Origin of the sequence: Methylobacterium sp. yr668 (assembly GCF_900116245.1) — a bacterium.
Taxonomy (GTDB): domain Bacteria; phylum Pseudomonadota; class Alphaproteobacteria; order Rhizobiales; family Beijerinckiaceae; genus Methylobacterium.
On sequence record NZ_FOZY01000012.1, the window covers coordinates 163141 to 183082 of the forward strand.

The 19942-nt window shown below is 73.2% G+C and carries 16 protein-coding genes and 1 tRNA gene; 6 read left to right on the forward strand and 11 right to left on the reverse strand.

Annotated elements, in window-relative coordinates:
- Window positions 1–7: 7 nt before the first annotated feature.
- Window positions 8–880 (reverse strand): SGNH/GDSL hydrolase family protein, encoded by an 873-nt coding sequence (locus BM419_RS16990; protein WP_091927109.1) that lies wholly within the window; start codon window positions 878–880, stop codon window positions 8–10.
- On the reverse strand, window positions 841–1938 hold the full coding sequence (locus tag BM419_RS16995; protein ID WP_042672499.1) for an OpgC family protein: 1098 nt from the start codon (window positions 1936–1938) through the stop codon (window positions 841–843). Before BM419_RS16995 ends, BM419_RS16990 begins: the two co-directional genes overlap by 40 nt.
- A gap of 169 nt (window positions 1939–2107) precedes the next feature.
- Between BM419_RS16995 and BM419_RS17000 the strand changes: the two genes are divergently transcribed.
- On the forward strand, window positions 2108–2374 hold the full coding sequence (locus BM419_RS17000) for a hypothetical protein (RefSeq protein WP_020094108.1): 267 nt from the start codon (window positions 2108–2110) through the stop codon (window positions 2372–2374).
- A gap of 41 nt (window positions 2375–2415) precedes the next feature.
- Here BM419_RS17000 and rfbA read toward each other — a convergent pair whose 3' ends face one another.
- From rfbA to rfbC, 4 genes are all read right to left on the reverse strand, one after another.
- Entirely contained in the window at window positions 2416–3315 is a 900-nt protein-coding gene (gene rfbA / locus BM419_RS17005) for a glucose-1-phosphate thymidylyltransferase RfbA (RefSeq protein WP_091927110.1), read from the reverse strand.
- On the reverse strand, window positions 3312–4217 hold the full coding sequence (rfbD, locus tag BM419_RS17010) for a dTDP-4-dehydrorhamnose reductase (protein ID WP_091927111.1): 906 nt from the start codon (window positions 4215–4217) through the stop codon (window positions 3312–3314). The genes rfbA and rfbD overlap by 4 nt, the downstream gene beginning before the upstream one ends.
- Window positions 4217–5266 carry a dTDP-glucose 4,6-dehydratase gene (rfbB, locus tag BM419_RS17015; protein ID WP_056534093.1) on the reverse strand — a complete coding sequence of 350 codons (1050 nt, stop codon included), beginning with the start codon at window positions 5264–5266 and terminating at the stop codon, window positions 4217–4219. Before rfbB ends, rfbD begins: the two co-directional genes overlap by 1 nt.
- A gap of 93 nt (window positions 5267–5359) precedes the next feature.
- Complete coding sequence (rfbC, locus tag BM419_RS17020) at window positions 5360–5911, reverse strand: dTDP-4-dehydrorhamnose 3,5-epimerase (RefSeq protein WP_020094104.1); 552 nt, start codon at window positions 5909–5911, stop codon at window positions 5360–5362.
- A 175-nt stretch (window positions 5912–6086) separates the two neighbouring features.
- Here rfbC and BM419_RS17025 point away from each other — a divergent pair, with 175 nt between their 5' ends.
- On the forward strand, window positions 6087–6998 hold the full coding sequence (locus tag BM419_RS17025; RefSeq protein ID WP_091927112.1) for a DUF6925 family protein: 912 nt from the start codon (window positions 6087–6089) through the stop codon (window positions 6996–6998).
- Between the two features lie 282 nt (window positions 6999–7280).
- On the opposite strand, the gene queE is transcribed toward BM419_RS17025, so the two are convergent.
- On the reverse strand, window positions 7281–7913 hold the full coding sequence (gene queE / locus BM419_RS17035) for a 7-carboxy-7-deazaguanine synthase (RefSeq protein WP_091681085.1): 633 nt from the start codon (window positions 7911–7913) through the stop codon (window positions 7281–7283).
- A 270-nt stretch (window positions 7914–8183) separates the two neighbouring features.
- Here queE and BM419_RS17040 point away from each other — a divergent pair, with 270 nt between their 5' ends.
- From BM419_RS17040 to nth, 4 genes are all read left to right on the forward strand, one after another.
- Window positions 8184–9701, forward strand: a complete 1518-nt coding sequence (locus tag BM419_RS17040) for a D-alanyl-D-alanine carboxypeptidase family protein (RefSeq protein ID WP_091927114.1) — start codon at window positions 8184–8186, stop codon at window positions 9699–9701.
- 66 nt (window positions 9702–9767) lie between these two features.
- Window positions 9768–10874 (forward strand): CobW family GTP-binding protein, encoded by a 1107-nt coding sequence (locus BM419_RS17045; RefSeq protein ID WP_091927115.1) that lies wholly within the window; start codon window positions 9768–9770, stop codon window positions 10872–10874.
- A gap of 104 nt (window positions 10875–10978) precedes the next feature.
- On the forward strand, window positions 10979–11866 hold the full coding sequence (locus tag BM419_RS17050) for a GNAT family N-acetyltransferase (protein ID WP_091927116.1): 888 nt from the start codon (window positions 10979–10981) through the stop codon (window positions 11864–11866).
- A 172-nt stretch (window positions 11867–12038) separates the two neighbouring features.
- Window positions 12039–12659 carry an endonuclease III domain-containing protein gene (gene nth / locus BM419_RS17055; RefSeq protein WP_244526972.1) on the forward strand — a complete coding sequence of 207 codons (621 nt, stop codon included), beginning with the start codon at window positions 12039–12041 and terminating at the stop codon, window positions 12657–12659.
- A 3-nt stretch (window positions 12660–12662) separates the two neighbouring features.
- Here the strand turns inward: nth and BM419_RS17060 are convergent, their stop codons facing one another.
- From BM419_RS17060 to BM419_RS17075, 4 genes are all read right to left on the reverse strand, one after another.
- On the reverse strand, window positions 12663–12980 hold the full coding sequence (locus BM419_RS17060) for an HPr family phosphocarrier protein (RefSeq protein WP_020094097.1): 318 nt from the start codon (window positions 12978–12980) through the stop codon (window positions 12663–12665).
- Window positions 12981–13110: 130 nt separating this feature from the next.
- Window positions 13111–17463: a translocation/assembly module TamB domain-containing protein gene (locus tag BM419_RS17065; protein ID WP_091927117.1), complete on the reverse strand. Its 4353-nt coding sequence runs from the start codon at window positions 17461–17463 to the stop codon at window positions 13111–13113.
- Complete coding sequence (locus BM419_RS17070) at window positions 17464–19422, reverse strand: autotransporter assembly complex protein TamA (RefSeq protein WP_091927118.1); 1959 nt, start codon at window positions 19420–19422, stop codon at window positions 17464–17466.
- Window positions 19423–19857: 435 nt separating this feature from the next.
- A tRNA-Met gene (locus tag BM419_RS17075) sits at window positions 19858–19934 on the reverse strand.
- Between the last annotated feature and the right edge of the window lie 8 nt (window positions 19935–19942).

The window sequence follows — 19942 nt, forward strand, 5'->3', positions numbered from 1 at the left end:
GCCCGGTCTAGCCCGGGGCGCGTTGCGGCTCGGTTAAGGGCGGCTGGGCCGGGGCCGCCTTGGGCTCCTTGGGCGCCTCCGTCCGCATCAGCGAGGTGGCGATCGTCAGCGCCACGTGCTCAGCCATGCAGCGCAGGCCGAGGTCGTTGAGCCGGAATTGGCGGCCGAGCATGTGACCCTCGCCCTTGTCGCTGCGGCGCGACAGGTACTGCAGGGCCTCGTAGCGCCGGACCAGCGGCACGCCCTGCTGGGTCGCGACGCTCCGGACGGCCTCGACGATTCGGTTGTAGTCGACGTCGGCCGCCATGCTGGCCGTGTAGATCGGGTCGACCAGCACCACGTCGATCCCGTGCGACCGCATCCAGCCCACGGCCTCGGCCAGCGCGCTCGCGAAGGCGTCCACGTCGACGCGGGCGATGGCGTCGTGGGTGCCGACCTGCCAGACGACGAGGTCGGGCTCGGCCTCGGCCACCATGGTGCGCAGGCGCTCGGCGGCCCCGGAGGCGATCTCGCCCGGCAGGCCGCGGTGGTCGATCACCACGTCGACCTTCGGCAGGGCGTGTTCCAGGGCGGCCTCGAGCTTGGCCGGGTAGGAGGCCGAGGCGCCCGGCGCCGCACTGCCGCCGATCGCCAGGATCTTGAGCGGACGGTTCTCCGCCAGCGCGGCCTTGACGGCGCCGAGCTGGGCGACGCTGTAGAGCTGCGCCCCCGGGACCCGGCATTCCTGCGACAGGGCCGGATCGTCCGCCACGGGGCCGGCGGCCTGCTCGGCCGCGGCCGCGCCGCCGGAAGGGCCCGACAGCAGGAGCACGGCCAGCGCCGCGGCGAGCCGGGCCCGCGTCATGCGCGGGGTCGCGACGATCTGCTGCGGCTGCGCCATTCGACGAACCATGCCGTAAACCCCAGCCCGACCAGGCCCGAGCCGGCGACCAGCATATCGATCAGCGCGCCGCCGCCCGTCTGGAAACGCACGAGCTGTCCGATCAGGCTCAGGATCGAGCCCATCGAGAAGACAGCCAGTGAATTCCGGCCCATCTGACTCAGATAACCGACGACGCGGCCGATTCGGGGGGCGAGCACCGCGTAAAGCGGTGCAAACGCTAACAATACCCCCAGGAAATGAACCAGTCGCGCCGGGGTCAGGTAAGTCTTCTCGAACGTGAACAGCAGGCGCGGCTCCGGAACGAGCATCGGATCCGGGCGGATCTCCGTCACGGCGAGCACGATCCCGAGGAGAACGATCACGACGCCCGCCGGGATCAGGCGCCGCGACCAGCGGCGCAGGGCGTCGGAGCGGAGGTTCCAGCCCTGCAGGACGAAGCCCAGGACGAGCAGGAGCTGCCAGCAGAGCGGATCGAAGAACCAGTCGCCCTCGCCCGGCCAGGAGGGGACGTTCCACCCGAAGACGAGGCTCGCGAGATAGACGCTCACGGACAGGCCCAGGGCCCCGAGCAGGCTGAAGCGGCCGACCAGGACGAAGACGGGCGCGATGCCGATCAGCAGCACGTAGAGCGGCAGGATGTTGAAGTAGCCGAGCTGGTAGGTCAGCAGCGCCATCCCGCAGACCGACTGGATCGGGTCCGCGAAGAAATTGCCGGCATTGTGCCACTCGAGGATCAGCGGGTTGTCGAGCAGCAGCGCCGCGCCCGCGATGATCGCGAGCGCCAGCAGCATCACGGTGAGCTGCGCCCGGTAGACCTCGACGGTGCGGGCGAGGAGCCGCACGACGCTCCGGCCCGGCGGCTCCGGGTTGCCGTCGCGCCCGCGGGTGGCGATCCCGATCGACCAGCCCGCCAGGAACACGAACAGCTCGGCCGCGTCCGAGATGCCGTACTGCGAGAAGGTGTAGCGCTCGAAGGTGTTGCCCGGGATGTGGTTGATGAAGATCGTGATCAGGGCGAAGCCGCGCCAGAAGTCGATCGCGTTGGGGTCCCGCATCGTCGCGGCGGCTCCGAGTTTCGACGCTTCAGGATGGCGGCGGCGGGAACGCGGCCCCTGATACGGCGCCGCATCGCGTCTGCAAAGGCGAACAAAGGTGGGGATCGCGCGGCCCGATCGAACCGGACGGTCACACCCGCGTTATGGCCCGGCACGGAGTTCCGCACCCATGACCCGCCCCCTCACCGCCCTCGGCCTCGCGCTCCTCCTGCCGGTCCTGGCGACCGGCCCCGCGCTGGCTCAGGCCCAGACCGGCACCGGCGGCGGCCCCGCCTCCACGGCGACCGCCCCCAACACCTCGTCGGTCGGCCGCGTCATGCCGCCGAGCCGCGGCGCCGGTGCCGAGACGCCGGACGACCGGCGCGTGCGGACGCCGCGCGAGGCGGAGAACGACAAGCTCATGCGCGGCATCTGCATCGGCTGCGCCCCCCGATAAGGGGGCAGCGACGGGGCGGCGACCCCGCGCCGCCGGCGGCGCTACTTGCCGCGGCGCAGGCGCAGGTCGTCCTCGCTCTCGCGGGAGAGGCGCAGCAGGTTCTGCCCGTAGGCGGTCTTGGCGAACATCTCGCCGCGGGCCACGAGCTGGTCGCGGTTGATGAACTTCTGCAGGTAGGCGATCTCCTCCAGACACGCCACCTGCAGGCCCTGCCGGTTCTGCAGGGTGCGGACGAACTCGCTCGCCTCCAGCAGGCTGTCGTGGGTCCCGGTGTCGAGCCACGCGTAGCCGCGCGACATGCGTTCCACGTGCAGCTGGCCGCGCTGCAGGTAGGCCTCGTTGACGCTGGTGATCTCCAGCTCGCCCCGGGCCGAGGGCTTCACGTCGGCGGCGATGTCGAGCACTTGGTTGTCGTAGAAGTACAGGCCGGTCACCGCCCAGGTCGATTCCGGGTTCTGCGGCTTCTCGACGATCTTCGTCGGCCGCCCCGACTTGTCGAGGTTGACGACGCCGTAGGCCTGGGGGTTGTCGACGTGGTAGGCGAAGACGGTCGCGCCCTGCTTGCGGCTCGACGCGCGCTCCAGGAGCTCGCCCATGCCGGCGCCGAAGAACAGGTTGTCGCCGAGGATCAGCGCCACGTCGTCGTCGCCGACGAAGTCGCGCCCGATCACGAAGGCCTGGGCGAGGCCCTCCGGCCGCGGCTGCAGGGCGTAGGAGAACTTGAGGCCGAACTGCTCGCCGGTGCCGAACAGGCGCTTGTAGTTGTCGAGGTGCTCCGGCGACGAGATGATCAGGATCTCGCGAATGCCGGCGAGCATCAGCACCGAGACCGGGTAGTAGATCATCGGCTTGTCGTAGACCGGCAGGAGCTGCTTGTTGATCGACAGCGTGGCCGGGTGCAGGCGCGTGCCGGATCCGCCGGCCAGAACGATGCCCTTCATGGCTTGGAAACTCCCTCTGAGACCGGCCCGACGAGCCGGTCCAGGATGTTGTCGAGCGCCGCCTGCCAGGGCCGCGGCGCGATGCCGTAGGCGGCCGTGAGGCTGTCGGTGGACAGGCGCGAATTGGCCGGCCGCCGGGCCGGTGTCGGGTAGGCGGAGGTCGGGATGCCCTTGACCGGCACGGAGCGCCCGCCGCGCCGGGCCGAGCCCGCCACGATCGCCTCGGCGAAGCCGCACCACGTGGTGTCGCCCCGGTTCACGCAGTGGAACGTGCCGGTCGGCGCCTCCGGATCCGCGGCCATGGCCTGCGCGATCGTCGCGAGGGCCGCGGCGAGGTCGGCGGCCGAGGTCGGGCAGCCGTGCTGGTCGTTCACCACGGTCAGCGCGTCGCGCTCCGCCGCGAGCCGCAGCATCGTCTTGACGAAGTTGCCCCGGTGCGGGCTCACCACCCAGGCGGTCCGCACGATGGCGTGGCGCGGGTTGCCGGTGCGCACCGCCAGCTCGCCGGCGGCCTTGCTGGCACCGTAGACGCTCTGCGGGTCGATCGGCGCGTCGGGCGCGTAGGCCCCGTCGGGCTTGGTCCCGGCGAAGACGTAGTCGGTCGAGACGTGCACCAGCGGGATTCGCTTGGCGGCGGTCGCGGCCGCCAGGATCGCCGGGGCCAGCGCGTTGAGGCGCCACGCCGCGACGACGTCGGACTCGGCCTTGTCGACCGCCGTGTAGGCGGCGGTGTTGATCACCGCCCGGTAGGCGCGGGCGGCGAGCGCCGCCGCGACGGCGTCCGCGTCGGTGATGTCGAGATCCGCGCGGCCCGGCGCGTGGACGGTGACGCCGTCCGGCCACGTCAGAGCCTGCAACTCGGTGCCGACCTGGCCGGCGCCGCCGAGGACGAGGACGTCCATCAGCCGTTGAGCCCCAGGCGCTCGCCCTTGTAGCGGCCCTCGCGGATCGGGCGCCACCAGCCCTCGTTGCCGAGGTACCACGCCACGGTTTCCTCCAGCGCCTGCTCGAAGGTCTTCTGCGGGCGCCAGCCGAGCTCGGTCTCGGCCTTGGTGCAGTCGATCGCGTAGCGCCGGTCATGGCCCGGGCGGTCGGCCACGAAGCTGATCAGCTGCTCGTGCGGCGCGCCCTGCGGGCGCAGCCGGTCGAAGGCGGCGCACAGCGCCTTGACCACCGCGAGGTTGTTGCGCACCGCGCGGCCGCCGAGCAGGTAGGTCTCGCCGATCCGGCCGCGCTCCAGCACGGCCACGAGGCCCTTGGCGTGGTCCTCCACGTGGATCCAGTCGCGCTCGTTCAGGCCGTCGCCGTAGACGGGCAGCTTCTTGCCCTCGAGGGCGTTGAGGATCATCAGCGGGATCAGCTTCTCGGGGAAGTGACGCGGCCCGTAATTGTTCGAGCAGTTGGTCACCAGGACCGGCAGCCCGTAGGTCTCGTGCCACGCGCGGGCGAGGTGGTCGGAGGCCGCCTTCGAGGCCGAGTAGGGCGAGCGCGGATCGTAGCGGCTCTCCTCCGTGAAGAACGCGTCCGGCGGCAGCGAGCCGTAGACCTCGTCGGTGGAGACGTGGAGGAAGCGGAAGGTCTTCCTCTCGGCCTCCGGCAGCGTCTCGTAATGGCCGCGGGCGCCGTCCAGCATGGTCTGCGTGCCGATCACGTTGGTGCGCACGAAGGCGCCCGGGTCGGTGATCGAGCGGTCGACGTGGCTCTCGGCGGCCAGGTGCATCACCGCCTCGGGCTTGAAGTCCGCATAGGCCTTCTGCACGGCGGCGCGGTCGCAGATGTCGGCCTCGACCAGGCGATGGCGCGGGTTGTCGGCGAGCGGCGCCAGCGAGACCGGGTTGGCCGCGTAGGTCATCGCGTCGAGGGTGCAGACGTCGTGGCCGAGATCGTTGACGAGGTGCAGCACCAGCGCCGAGCCGATGAAGCCGCAGCCTCCGGTCACCAGGATGCGCATGGCGGATTACCTCTTCGGATCGATCGAGAACTGAGAAAGCCGGGGCAGCCTAAGACCGGCCGTCGTGACAAAATTGCGGCCGGGCCGCGCTCTTCAGAAGACGCGGCCGAGATCGGCGAGCTTCGGCGCCCGGCGATCCTTGTCGGACAGGATCGCCGCCTCGCCGGAGACCGGCCACGGGATCCCGATCGCCGGATCGTTCCAGAACAGCGCGCGGTCGTGCTCGGGGCTGTAGTAGTCGTCGACCTTGTAGGCGACCATGACGTCGGGGGTCAGGGTGCAGAAGCCGTGCGCGAAGCCGTGCGGGATGTAGAGCTGCTCGCCGTTCTCGGCGTCGAGCGTGACGGCGACGTACTTCCCGTAGGTCGGCGAGTCGCTGCGGATGTCGACCGCGACGTCGAGGATCGCGCCCTGCAGCACGCGGATCAGCTTGGCCTGCGCGCGGGGGGCGATCTGGAAGTGCAGGCCGCGGACCGTCCCCTGCGGGGCCGAGAAGGACTGGTTGTCCTGCACGAAGGGCGTGGTGATGCCGGCCCGCGCCAGGGTGTCGGCCCGGAAGGTCTCCGAGAACCAGCCCCGCGCGTCGCCGAAGCGCTTCAGGACGATGCGCTTCACGTCCGGGATCTCGGTCTCGATGACGTCCATGCCAGCGCCCTTCTTGCGGATCCCGTCGCGAGGTCCAGCGGACGTCTCCGCGTCGGTCGTTCCGGGTCGCGCGCCCGCCTCGCCGACCACAACCTCGGTGATGCACCGCGACTTCCGGTCATTCGCCGTCCGTGTCAAGGCGTGCGGGCTGCGGTGGCGTGCACGAGGGGAGCCGATGACGGGCGGAGCCGGACCCGCGGTGGACGGCCTGCTGCGTGCCCAGCTGGCCGATCCGGCCTGCACGTGGAGCCTCGGCGGCTACGGAGCCGCCGCCGTGTTCGCGCGGGAACCCGACGAGCCGGCACGGCCCCTCGAGGACGACGCGATCGGGCTCCGCACGGCCCGCGGCGCGCTCGCGGTCCGGGCGCATCCGGATCTCAGGCCGTTCGCCTACGAGACCGGCTTCGCCGACGGCTGGAGCCAGGCGGTCGCGCTCTGCCTTCCCGAGGCCGCCTGCGCGATGGGCCGGCGCGCCGTTCTGACCGAACTGGGTCCCGACGAGGCGGCAATCCGGCCGGAGGACCGCGCCGCGCGCCTGTTCGATCTCGGCCTCGGTCTGCGCGCCGCGGATGCCTGCATCCGGACCGCCGACCCCGCCCGGATCACCCGCTTGCGGGCGCTGGCGGGCCGACCGCTCCTCGCCGCCGGCGCCGCGGCGATGCCGTCCGCTGTCATCTCGGGCCTGGACCAGATCGTCATCACCCGCATCGGTCGTGTCGAGGTCTTCGCGCCGGAGGCCGATCGGGCGGCCGCGGGGCCCGGGCCGCGGTGCCACCAGCTGCCGCAACTCCTGCGACTCGCACGCACGCACGCGGCCACCGCGCCGATCCCGCCGGGTTGGATCCCCTGCGGGACGCTGCATCCGGCCCATCCCGCGCGGGACGGGGCCGGGCGACCGGTCCCGTTCGATGCCGGGCGCCACGCCGCGTTCGGACGCGTCCTCGACCGATGGGGCGATCCCGCGCTGGTGGCCCTGCGCCGCGCCGTGCTGGACGGCCAGGATCCCGATCCGCCGCGCGCGGGCGGACGGTTCGCGCGCTCGGCGATCCGCGCGGCGCGCGCCCAGCGGGGGGCTATCGTCAGGTAGTGCCGTCCCCGATCGCGTCCTGACGGTTCGGAGAGACGGCGATCCCGGTCGAGACAACCGCGCCGTAACCCCCTCTCCCGTGCGGGAGAGGGTCGGGGTGAGGGACGAGAAGCTTCAGGATCAGGCGCGCTCTCGGGTTGCCGACAGGCCGCGACTCGTCCGGATGGCCCTGATCCCTCACCCTGTCCCTCTCCCGCACGGGAGAGGGGACCGGCGCCTCGTGCGGCACCGGCTTGGCGATCACTTCGTCCGAACCCAATCCCGGGACCGAATCCAGGCCTCTCAGGGAATGCCGATCATCTTGTGGGTCTGCAGCGAGAGCCGCCAGCGGGCGTCCCGGCGGCAATAGGCGATCGCCGCCTCGGTGCTGGCGACCCGGTCGGGGCCGTCCATGGGCTGGAGGAAGCGGTGCTGGAAGGCGAGATCCACGAAGGCCGCGGGATCGGCATCCGCCTGCGGGTAGACGAGCTTCAGCTCGTGGCCGGAGACCTGTGCGAGGGCGTTGCTCCCCTTGGGGCTGACACAGATCCAGTCGATCCCCGGGGGCGCCGGCAGCGTGCCGTTGGTCTCGATGGCGATCTCGAACCCGGCCGCGTGGACGGCCTCGATCAGCGGCGTGTCGAGCTGGAGCAGCGGCTCGCCGCCGGTGAAGACAACGTAGCGGTTCGCGGTGCCGCCCGCCCAGGTGGCGGCGATCGCGTCGGCGAGGGAGGCCGCGTCCGCGAAGCGCCCGCCGCCCTCCCCGTCCATCCCGACGAAATCGGTGTCGCAGAACCGGCAGGCCGCGGCGGCGCGATCGGCCTCGCGCCCGGACCAGAGGTTGCATCCGGCGAACCGGCAGAACACGGCGGCACGGCCCGCCTGCGCGCCCTCGCCCTGGAGCGTGTGGAAGATCTCCTTGACCGCGTAAGCCACAACCGTCCCAGTCACCGTCGCGCGCGATCCGGCTTGCGCGCCCGGCCTGCACATAAGCCGTGCCGCCCTCGCGGGCCACCGACAACCGCGCCGTGCAGACCCGCGATGTGATCTCGCCTTGCTCTTGCCACGGTAGGCTCGTTCATGCCGAGATGCAGTCCGGCGATCGCCTTTCGGCCGTCCGGGTTGCGCCGCTCTCCGGCTGGCCGGCCGGAAATCCGACGCCCCCAGGGCGTCGATCCAGGCGATCCTCTGACGAGTCGGGCTCGAATGTCCTCTTCTCTCTACCGACGCCTCACCGTCGGGCTTGCGGCGCTGACGGGTCTGCTCGGGGCAGGCCTGGTCGGGATCGGCGCCGCGAACGCCGTGACGGTGCCGATCCTCGTGGCCGACGTGGATTCCGGCAAGGTCATCTACGCGCAGGCGCCGACCGATCCCTGGTACCCGGCCTCCATCACGAAGCTGATGACGACCTACGTCGCCCTGGACCTCGTCCGGCAGGGCAAGGTCTCGCTCGACTCGATGATCACCATCTCGGCCGCCGCCGCCGCGGAGCCGCCGTCGAAGATGGGCTTCAAGCCGGGCACGCAGCTCACCCTCGACAACGCCCTGAAGATCATCATGGTCAAGTCGGCGAACGACGTCGCCTACGCGATCGGCGAGTCGCTCGGGGGATCCGTCGAGAACTTCGCCGCGCTGATGAACGAGACCGGGCAGCGGATCGGCATGCACGACAGCCGCTGGTTCAACCCGAACGGCCTGCCCGACCCGCGCCAGTGGACCTCCGCCCGCGACATGGCGGTCCTCGCCCGAGCGCTGATCCGCGACTTCCCGAATTCCCACGACCTGTTCTCGATCTCGGCGATCCAGTTCGGCCGCGCCGTGATGGCGAACCACAACGGCCTGCTCGGACGCTATCCCGGCACGGACGGGATGAAGACGGGTTTCATCTGCTCGGGCGGCTTCAACGTCGTGGCGACCGCCACGCGCAACGGCCGGCGGATCGTCACCATCGTGATGGGGCAGCCGACCCCGCGCGAGCGCGACGTGAAGACCGCCGACCTGTTCGACTACGCCTTCGGCCAGAGCGCCGGCTGGACCAGCCCGACCCTCGACGCGCTGCCGGCCTCCGCGATCCCGGCGCCGCCGGACATGCGTCCCTTCGTGTGCGGCGGCAAGAAGCCCCCGGCCATCGAGGACGGTCCCGGCGCGCTGAGCGCCCCCGGTTCGGCCGCGCAGCTGATCGGCGGCTCGGCGGCGAACTCGCCGGCGCTGGCGCTCGCCGCGTTCTCCAACCCGGCCCTGCGGGCGCGGTCCCTGCCGCCGCGGGCGCCGCTCCAGCCGATCGCCGTCTGGGTCGGTCGCAACCCGGCCGAGGGCCAGCAGATCCTCGAGGCGCAGGAGGCCGAGCAGAAGGCCGCCGCCGCCAACACCCGCGCCGCCAAGCTCGAGGCCGCCAAGGCCAAGCGCGCGGCGGCCCTCGAGGTGGCCAAGCAGGCGCGCGCGGCGCGCCTGGAGCGGGCCGAGGCCGCGAAGGCGGCCGCCAAATCCGCTCCCAAGGTCGCCGCGAAGCCGGGCCACGGCGTGCCGCGGAACGCCAGCGCCTACACGTCGGACGTCACGCCCGGGATGCCGGAGGCTAAGCCCGGGAAGGGCCTGAGCAAGCCGGCGCCGAAGGCGGCCGCCCACAAGCCGGCGCCCGCCAAGGCCGATACGACGTCCCACAAGGCGGCGGCCAAGGCCCCGGCCAGGAAGCCGGCCGCCAAGAAGGCGGCGGCCGACGAGTAGGTCCGCGCGGGTGTCCGTGCGGCCGCCGCGTTGCCGCGGAGGCCGCCACACCCCACTTCGTCGCCCATGTCGCCGCCTCTGTCAGAGTCTTCCGCCCCCGCTCCGGACCCGCGCCGCCCGGAGCCCATCCCGCTGACCGTGCTCACCGGCTTCCTCGGAGCCGGGAAGACCACCCTGCTGAACCGGCTGCTGCGCGATCCCGCGCTCGCCGACACGGTGGTGATCGTCAACGAGTTCGGCGAGATCGGCCTGGACCACCTGCTGATCGAGACCGTCGACGAGGACATGATCCTGCTCGGCGCCGGCTGCCTGTGCTGCACGGTGCGGGGCGACCTGATCGCGACCCTCGAGGATCTGCTGCGCAAGCGCGACAACGGCCGGATCCGGCCGTTCCGCCGGGTCGTGATCGAGACGACGGGCCTCGCCGATCCGGCGCCGATCCTGCACGCGCTGATCTACCATCCCTATCTGGTGCTGCGGTACCGTCTCCAGGCCGTGGTGACGGTGGTGGACGCGGCTACCGGCGCCGCGACCCTCGACGCCCATCCGGAAGCCCTGCGGCAGGCCGCGGTCGCCGACCGGATCGTGCTGACCAAGGCCGACCTCGCGGGCGACCTCTCGGGGATCCGCGCGCGCCTCGCGGCGCTCAACCCGGCCGCCCCGATCGTCGCGCCCGACGCCCCCGCGGAGACGCTCCTCGGCGGCCTGTTCGGCCTCGACGGCAAGACCGCCGACGTGCGCGCGTGGCTCGGCGACGCGGCCCTGGAGCAGGCGCATCACCGCCACGCCGACGTGAACCGCCACGACGCGTCGATCCGGGCGATCTGCCTGACCAGCGCGGCGCCCGTGCCGCGCCCCGCCTTCGAGATGTTCATGGATCTCCTGCGCTCCGGTCACGGGCCGAAGCTGCTCCGGCTCAAGGGCCTCGTCGCCCTCGCCGACGATCCCGAGCGGCCCCTCGTCGTCCACGGCGTCCAGCACGTGTTCCACGCGCCGGTCACCCTCCCGGCCTGGCCGGATCCCGACCACACCTCGCGCCTCGTCCTGATCCTGCGCGACCTCGATCCGGCCTTCGTGCGCCAGCTCTGGGACGCCTTCCTCGGCCGCCCCCGGGTCGACGCGCCGGATGCCGCCGCCCTGACCGACAATCCCCTGGCGATCCCCGGCCCCTGACGCCGGCGGTCGGCACCGTCCTTGAAGCCCTCGACGCGAAGGGCGCCCCGGAGGCGCCGGATCGTCCCGGATCGGGACGGGTCGTCGAGAGGCAGGACACGCGGATGGCGCGACGCTTCACCGTGATACAGGGCGGGCTCACCGAGCGGCCGGACCGCGCGGCGGATCCGGAAGCCGGAGCCGGTGCCGAGGACGGCGCCGAGGACGGCGCCGAGACCGGGACCTGGCGGGTCGATCTGCGGCGACCCGGTGCCGTCGACGCGTCCTCCGTCGCCGCTTGGCGGGCCATGCTCGTGCGCAACGCGGTGACCGACCCGCTGCGCGACCCGGACCACCTCCTCCCGCTCGCCCAGCACCGCCCGGCCGGTCGTCCCGTCGCCGTCGCCCTCGCCTGGAGCCGCGACGCGCGCGACGGCCACGAGACCCTGCGCGGTGTGGTCCCGCTGGCGATGCCGCATCCGGTCTGGGGCCGCCGCGCCCGGCCCTGGGAGCCCGCCGAGCCCGACGCGGCCGCCCTCGTGGAGCGCGCGGCCGCGGAGGCCGTCGACCGGGCGCTGCGGGAGCGGCTCGGGGCGCTGCGCCGCCCGCTCCGACTCGTCGGCCAGTCCGCACCCGCCCCGGAGCCGGAGCCGCGGCGCCCCGTCCTGGCGGCCAGCCGCCCGGCGCGTTCCCGGCCGATCCCGGCCGGGAACCTGCTCGGCGTGCGTCCCGAGGGCTGGGAGCCCGCGGAGACCGAGATGCTCACCGTCACCGAGCCGGAAGCGGTCCGCGACGCCGTCGAGACCTTCCTCGCCCTCGACGCCCGCACGGCCGCGCGGCCGATCATCGCCGACCCGGCCGAGGCGTCGCTGGTGCGTGTGGTCACCCGGCTGTTCGCCCGCCGCGGCGCGCTGCGGGTCGAGTTCCGCCGGCGGGCCGGCGCGGTGGTCGCCGGGACGCTCCACCTGTGCGCCGGCGCCAACGCGGTGCCCTGGCGCCGCGCCCGGGCCTGAGTGGTCGGTGAGCGGTCAATCCGCCGCGTCCGGGGCGCCTGTCGACGGGGGCGGCGAACCCTAGCTGGCCGACATGACCCGCGACCTGCCCCACGGCGTTCGACCCGCTCCGCGCCGGAAGGCGGCCGCACGGACTGTGCCGCGCTCGCGCGGGGCGGGCGAGGCCGACCGGGTGGCCGCCATCCTCGCGCGCCTCGCCGAGCGGGACCCGGATCCGAAGGCCGGATTTGACCGCACCGACCCGTTCCGCCTGCTCGTGACCGTGCTGCTCTCGGCCCAGTCCACCGGCCCGACCGTCTCGCGGATCGCGGACGCGCTGTTCGCCGAGGCCCGTGATCCCGCCGCCATGGCGGCCCTGGGGGAGGCCCGGATCACCGAGATCGTCCGGCCGGTCGGACTCGGGCCCTCCAAGGCACGCAACATCGTCAGGCTGTCGGCGGTCCTGCTCGCGGAGCACGGCGGCGCCGTCCCGCGCAGCGCCGCGGAGATGCGCCGCCTGCCGGGGATCGGCCGCAAGAGCGCCGAGGTCACGGCGAACTTCGCCTTCCACGAGCCGGTGATCGCGGTCGACACCCACATCTTCCGGATCGCGAACCGGATCCCCCTCGCCCCGGGCGCGACGGTCGACGCGGTGGCCGACGGCCTCGCCCGAATCGTGCCGGACGCGTTCAAGGACAACGCCCATGTCTGGCTGTTCCGGCACGGGCGCGACATCTGCACGGCCCGGAAGCCCGCCTGCCCCCGGTGCCCGGTCTCCGACCTGTGCGCGTGGCCGGGCAAGGCGACGGCCTAGACGCTACTCGTCCTCGCCGAAGCGGTTGGCCAGCAGGGCCTCGATGGCGTCGAGGCAGCTCTCCGCGTCCGGACCGACGGCGGTGACGGCGATGCGTGTGCCCATGGCGGCGCCGAGCGTCAGCAGGCCCATGATCGAGCGTCCGCCGACTGTCTCGCCGGCCCGGGTGACCGTCACGGCGGCGTCGTAGCGCTCCACGGTCTGCACGAACTTCGCGGAGGCGCGGGCGTGGAGGCCCCGCCTGTTGATGATCGGGAGCTTGCGGATAAGGCCGCCCTCCGGAACCGGCGGATCGTCATCGGTCTCGAAAAGCTCGTCCATCGCCCGTGGTGTTTCCCGCCCGATCGGCGGCCCTGGCGGCCGCTCGTCCCGAACCTAAACCATTGACCGGGCGTGTCGATCCCGCAGCCCCGCGGGCGCGGTGGAACGGGCGGCTGTGTGACCGTGCCGGCTACCACTCGTACTCGGCGCCGACGCCGAGGCTGGTGCGGCCGTCGGTCCCGGCCTCGCCCTTCAGCTTGATCCGGCGGGTGACGTCGAAGTCGACCCCGACGGCGGTGTCGGCGGGCTTCGCCCCGGCCTTCACGCCGACGCTGACCCGATCCGAGATGTAGCGCGAGGCGCCGATCGCCGGCCCGCCGCTCGCGCCGGTGGAGACGTCGAGGCTGTCGAGGCCGAGGCTCTTGCGCGCCTGCTCGAACACGTCCGGACCGGCGGCGCCCCCCGAGAGCTGGGCGACCGCCTGGGCGAGCTGCAGCGCCTGGAACGGCGACAGGCCGGCCGAGGCCTTCTTGAACAGGATCCGCGACAGGATCTCGTCCTGCGGCAGGACCGGATCCGAGGTCAGGGAGAATTGCGGCGCGTCCGCGAAGCCCGAGACCGCGATGCGGGCGGTCACGTCGGTGGCCTTGGTCTCGGCGACGAAATCGAGCTCCGGCGTGGTCAGGCTGCCGGCGAAGGTCAGCCGGCCGCGGCTGAAATCCAGGCGCTGGCCCACGAGCTCGAACTGTCCGCGCCGCAGCGAGAACGCGCCGTTGGCGTTGGGCGACGCCGAGGTGCCGGTCACGCGCAGCGCACCGCCGAGTTCCGCGTCGATGCCGCGCCCGCGCACGAAGATGCGGCTCGGCGCGTCGATCGTCACGTCGAGGGTGGCGTCGAACGGGACGGCCGGCTTCCCGCCCCGTCGCCCGGACCGGGTCGCGGCCTTCCGCTCCGCCCGCTGCGCCAGACGCGCCTTCAGGGCCGGCGGCGTGTTGACGTGGCGGACGCCCGGCAGCGGCCGGATGGTGGCCGGCAGCCGGTCCGGAACCGCGACGTCGATCGACACGACGTTCACCCGGCCGGCGATCCGCGGCGTCCGCGCCAGCGGCCCCGCCAGCGTGATGTCGACGCTCGACACGGCCGTCATCAGAGGGCTCGAGACGAGTTCGGCCTTGTCGGCGACGACGTGGAAATTGCCCGGGAAGTCGGGCGCGAGGGAGACGCGGCCGGTGACGGAGACCTGACCGCCGTTGCGGGCGGTCGCGGTCAGGCGCTCGACCACGACGCTGTCGCCGCGGCCGGTGACGCGACCCTCGATCCCGGTGAAGCGGAGCCCGTTCAGCGGATCGGTGAAGCTCCCGCCGCTCAGCACCGCCGCGCCCTGGGCCCGCGGCGCCGCGAGCGTGCCGGTGACGCCGCCGTCGATGGCGATCTTGCCGGTGACGCTCTGGCCGCCGACGCTCAGGAGGGAATTGGCGAGGGCGGCGTCGAGCGTCCCGCGCGCGCGCAGGTCCAGCGGACCCCCGGCCTCCACGGGCAGCGACCCGGAGACCGTCAGGGCGACACCGCGCCCGGCCGTGACCCGCCCGTCCAGGCTCGCCTGCCCGTCCGACAGCGTGCCCTTGGCAGTCGCGTCGATCGCCGGCAAGCCGGCCTGCCGCGTCTGCGGGGCAACGAGCTTGGCGACGCTGACCGCGTAGCGCCCCTCCGGCCGCGTCGCGGGGCCGCGGAGATTCGCCTCCCCGTCCAGGGTCCCCGAGAGGGCGAGGCTCGGTGCGGCGATCCGGGCGAGCGACAGGGGCAGCGACCGGATCGCCACCTTGAGGTCAAGATCCCGCCCGGCGCGGCCCGCGACCGTGACGCGGCCGGAGCCCGCCGCGATCGACAGGCCGTCGATCACCGCGCCGCCGTCCCGGAGGGTGATCGCCGCCGGCCCGGTGAGGGCGAAGCGGTCGTTGCCGCGGGCCGCCGACAGGCGCTGGATCTCGATCCGCGTGTCCGCGGCCGGGACGACCCGCGCGGCACCGTCGAGCGTGAAGCCGCGCGCCCGGGCGGTGAGGCTCACGTCGCTGAAGGCGGGCGTGCCGTTCGCGAGGAGCCGGATCGTGTCGACCTGCTGGCCGGCGGCCACGAGCCGGTCGGCCTCGACGCGCCCGTCGAGGACCGGGTGGGCGCGCAGGTCTCGTCCCGAGAGGTTCGCGTCGAGCCGCGCGAGGGCGGTCTCGCCGTAGCGGAGACCGGCCCCGGTGGCGCGGACGGTCACGTCCTGGCGCCCGCCGTCGCGGGCGAGGGTCAGCGCGGCGTCGAGGCGGCCCGCGACCGGTTCCGGGACCAGGGGCGCGATGTCCGTCAGGTCGCCGGCCCGCACGGTGAGCGCGCCGGCCAACAGCCACGTGTCGGCCGCGACCGTCGCCTGGCCGGCGACGGAGACCGAGCCGAGATCGAGGCCGAGCCGGTCGAGGACCCAGTCCCCGCCGACGCGCGCGAGGTGCGCGCCGCCGGTCAGCGGCTTGCCGCCGACATCGCCGCCGAGCCGGACCGTGCCGTCCGGCGCGAGGAGGGCGTCCCGCAGGACCGCCTCGATGCGCAGGTCCCGGATCGGCTTGCCGGCCGCGGTGGCGGAGGGCGCCGTCAGGGTCGCGGTCACGTCCGGATGCTCCAGGGATCCGGTCAGGCGCGCGTCGACGCCCGCCCTGCCGGTGAGGCGCCCGTCGAGATCCGCGAGGCTCTTGAGGTCGATCCTGCCGGTGACGTCCGCACGGGTCGCCGTCGCCTCGCCCTGCAGGGTCGCGGTGACGCCGGAGCCTTCGAGGCGCAGATGGTCGAAGCCGTACCCGTCGAAGGTCTGGGAGACGCGCCCCTGGAGGCTCGGCGCGCGGCCGAGGGTGCGGTCGGCCGCCCGGATCCCGGTGACGACGCCGCTCGTCGTCACGGCGAGGTCGGCGGCGACGGCCTTGCGCGCCGGATCGCCGCTGAGCCGCGCCTTGGCGTCGAGGCTGCCCGCGAGACCCTGGCCCGCGAGGCCCGAGAAGACGGAGAGGTCCGGCAGCGCCGCGTCCACGGTGCCGGTCAGGGTGTTCTGGCCGACCCGGCCGGCATAGGCGGCCCGCGCCGTGTCGGAATCGAGGTTGAGCGCCGCGATATCGAGAACGCCGTCGGCGCCGGCCGAGGCCCGGAGCGTCACGGTGGCCCGGCTGCCGATCGCCCGACGCAGGGCCGGGTCGGCGAGCTTCAGCCCGTCGACCCGGCCGTCCGCCGCGATGGCGAAACGCTGCGCCGACGGCTCGCCCTGCGGGTCGATGCCGAGGCTGGCCTCGATCCGGTCGAGGCTGGAATCGCGGCTGCGCAGGGCGGCCGCGTCGAGACGGCCCCGGACGGTGGGCGCCGCCAGCGGTCCCTTGAGGCTGCCGTCGAAGACGAGCTTGCCGATCTCGGCCTCGCCGGCCCGGGTGACGTCGCCCTCCGTCGGCAGGGCGCGCGCCTGCAGCGTCAGGTCGGCGATCCGGTCGCGGGTGAGGCTGCCGCCGGCCGTCAGGCGCGCCGTGCGGGAGGTCAGCTCCAGCCGGTCGATCCGGAAGGCGCCGCTATCCGCGAAGGCGAGGCCGCCGTCGAGCTTGGTGGTGCCGGCGAAGACCGCCGCCGCCGGACCGGGCATCAGCCCCTCGATCCGGGCCGCGAGGTCGAGGGCGAGGCGCCGCTCGGCCCCGATGCGGGAGATCTTCGCCCCGCCCCTGGCGCCGATGTCGGGACCGGCCGTGAAGTCGAGCTTGGCCCCCCAGGCATCCAGTGTCCCGGTCCCGTCGAGCTCGAAGTCGATCGGCGGGGTGCCGGGCAGGTTGGCGGCCTTCGAGAGCAGGCCGCCCGCCGGCTCGACCAGGTTCGCCTTGAGTTCCAGCCGCTCGCCGTTCGGCACGAACAGCAGCGACAGCAGGAAGCGGCCCGGCGCGTCGAGGCGCTGCGCCCTCGCCTGCAGGTCGAGCCCCTCGCTGGCGGCGCCGAGCTTCGCCCGGCCCTCCGCCGACAGCCGCGCCGGCTGCCCGGCCACCGCCTCGCCCAGCGTCAGCTCGGCCAGCTTGAAGCCCTTGATCTCGACCTTGACTGGCAGGTCCGGGAGGAGCCGCCCGTCGGGCTTGGCCTCGGGCGGCGGCGGTCCGGGGATCGGCCGGCGCAGCACGTCGAGATGCCCGATCTCGAGGCTGTCGACCTCCAGCCGTCCCGACAGGAGGGCGAGCCGCCGCCAGACGATGCGGGCCCGGTCGAGCTTCAGCCAGACGCCGTCGCGGTCGCTGATCGCCACGTCCCGGATGGTCGCGTCCGAGGACAGGGCGCCGTCGATGGCGCCGATCGCCACCCGCGACGAGGGCGTCGACAGGGCGCGGGACAGGAGGCCGCCGAGGACGGACTTGTCGCCCTCGTCGGCGCGCGTCGCCGCGAGGGTCCAGGGCAGCAGGGCGAGGCAGACCAGGACGAGCGCCAGGCTCCACCGGCCGGGACGGGCGGTCGGACGCGCGGTGCGCGGCGTGAGTCCGGTTCGGAACACCATTCAGAACGCCTGCCCCAGGCTGAGATACAGGACGGCGGGACGCACGTGTCCGCCCTTGTAGGGGTCGAGCGGGAAGGCGACGTCCGCGCGGATCGGCCCGATGCCGGTGTAGTAGCGCAGGCCGATGCCCACGGATTTGCGGATCTTCTCGTCGAAATCCGGCGTCGCCGAGGCGAAGGCGGTGCCCGCGTCGAAGAACGGCACCACGCCGATCGTGTCGGTGACCTTGATGCGCGCCTCGAGCGAGGCCTCCAGCAGGCTGCGGCCGCCGATCGGCAGGTTGAAGGGGCCGATCGGCCCGAGGGTTCGGTACGGGTAGCCCCGCACCGAGCCGCCGCCGCCGGCGAAGAACCTGAAATTGTCGGGGATCTCCCCCAGCGGCGCGCCCGAGACCGAGCCGAAGCCGACGCGGCCGGCGAGGATCATGCGGGCCTCGTCGTCGAGGGCGTAGTAGGTGGAGCCCTGCGCCTTTGCCACGACGATGCCGGGCGAGGAGATCGCGCCGGGATAGACCGCCAGCGACGCGATGGCCCGGACGCCCCGGGTCGGGTCGAGGAGGCTGTCGGTGGAATCGTAGGTGACCGAGGCGGGCACGCCGATCAGCCGGTAATTGACCGTGCCGAGGGCGTCCTTCGACCGGCCTGCCTGCGCGTCGAGCCCGATCTGCGCCGAGAACGTGTCCGAGAACCGGTGGCGGATCGCCCCCGAGACGCCTCCGCCATCCACGAGGTAGCTCTGCTGCACCTCTCGGGTGATGAAGGCGTTGGCGAGAAAGTCGTTGCGCGTCCCCCACAGGGCGGGCTGGACGTAGGTCGCCGAGAGGCGGCCGCCGAGGCCGTTCGTGCCGATCCCCGCGAGCTTGCGCTGGTTGGCGAACGGGTCGTTGCCGAGGCCCAGGTAGTAGATGTCGGCGTCCACACGGAAGGACTCGCCGCCACCGAACAGGTTGCGGTTGGCGTAGTAGGCCCGCACGCCCGGCCCGTCGACGGTGGAGTAGCGCGCCGAGACGCCCACGAGGTTGCGCTCGCGCTCGGTGACCGCGACGAACAGCGGCAGGTTCCCGTCGGCGTCGAGGGTCGTCCCCTCGCGGACCCGCACGCCGCCGATCCCCTCGATCCGCGCCACCGACCGGCGGATCGCCGCCACCGCCTGGGGCGAATACGGGTCGCCCGGCTCGGCGTAGATGAAGGAGCGGATGGTGGCCGGGTCGATGCCCGGCGCACCGCTGACCGTGACCGGGCCGAGTCCGGCCACCGGGCCCGGCGCCACCGTGAAGGTCACGTCCATCACGTGGGCGGCATCGTCCACCACGGGGTCGCGCGCGATCACCTTGGCGAAGGGATGGCCCTGCGCGCGGAACTGGTCGACGATCTGCGCTTCCCGCGCCAGCACCGTGGCCGAGCGCGCGGGAACGTCGTCGTCGACGCGGGTGACCCGCGCGGGTAGCGCGAAGTCCGGGAACGGATTGCCCGCCGGATCGCGCACGGTGATCCGGCGCAGCTGGTAGAGGGGTCCGAGATCGACCGCGATCCGCACCGGGACGAGGCCGCGGTTGCGCCACGCCTCCGCGGCACCGACCGCGGACGCCGCTTGGCCCGGCACCGGCGCGCCGTCGATCCGGATCGTGACTGTTCCCTGATAGTAGCCGTAGCCCGACAGAACGTCGGCGAGCTTGGCGCGGTCGGTCTCGGCCCGGCGCAGCAGGCCCTCGCCGTCGGGCGGCGGCTCCTGACGCAGGCGATAGAGGGTGGACGTGTCCTGCAGGGCCCGCAGCACGTCGGAATCGTCCGTGCCGGTGATCCGCAACGTGTAGGGAAGCGCCGTCGCGCTCGGTGGCGGCGGCTCCGGCTCGCTGCCGAACAGGCCGAACAGGTCGAAGGCACGCGCGGGTTGAGTCCCCACGGCGACCAGCAGGGTCAGGGCCAGGGCGACCAGCCTCGGCGGCGATGCGCGACGCATCACCGGGCGGGCCGCACGATGAGAGGGAGCGGAGACGCGCAAACCGCGCTCTTCAGCTCCGATCGAGGTCGGCCGTGCCGCCTGCCTGTGAGATCATTGCCGCTCCCCCCTTACGCCGTATCACGACGTACCCCACCGCATCTTAAGGCCAGGTGCCTGCGAGGCCAACACCGCCAAGGTCGCGGCCCGGGGACCGCGCCCGGGAACCGGTTCGGCCGCTCGCGATGAGGCTGGTCAACGACGAGCTCCGACGCGCGTGATGCAGGCGGCACAGACCGCGAACCCGGGGCGGCGCGGTGCTCGGACTCCCCTCCCCTCGCGGAGGGCAGGCCGTGTTCCGGAGCGTGTCCGCGCCACGCGCGGTTCCACGCGACTTACTGCCACAACGCAAAACCCGCCGCGCTGTTAAGCGCGGCGGGTTCTGCGTGTCGGATTTGGTTGCGGGGACAGGATTTGAACCTGTGACCTTCAGGTTATGAGCCTGACGAGCTACCGGGCTGCTCCACCCCGCGCCAAGTCT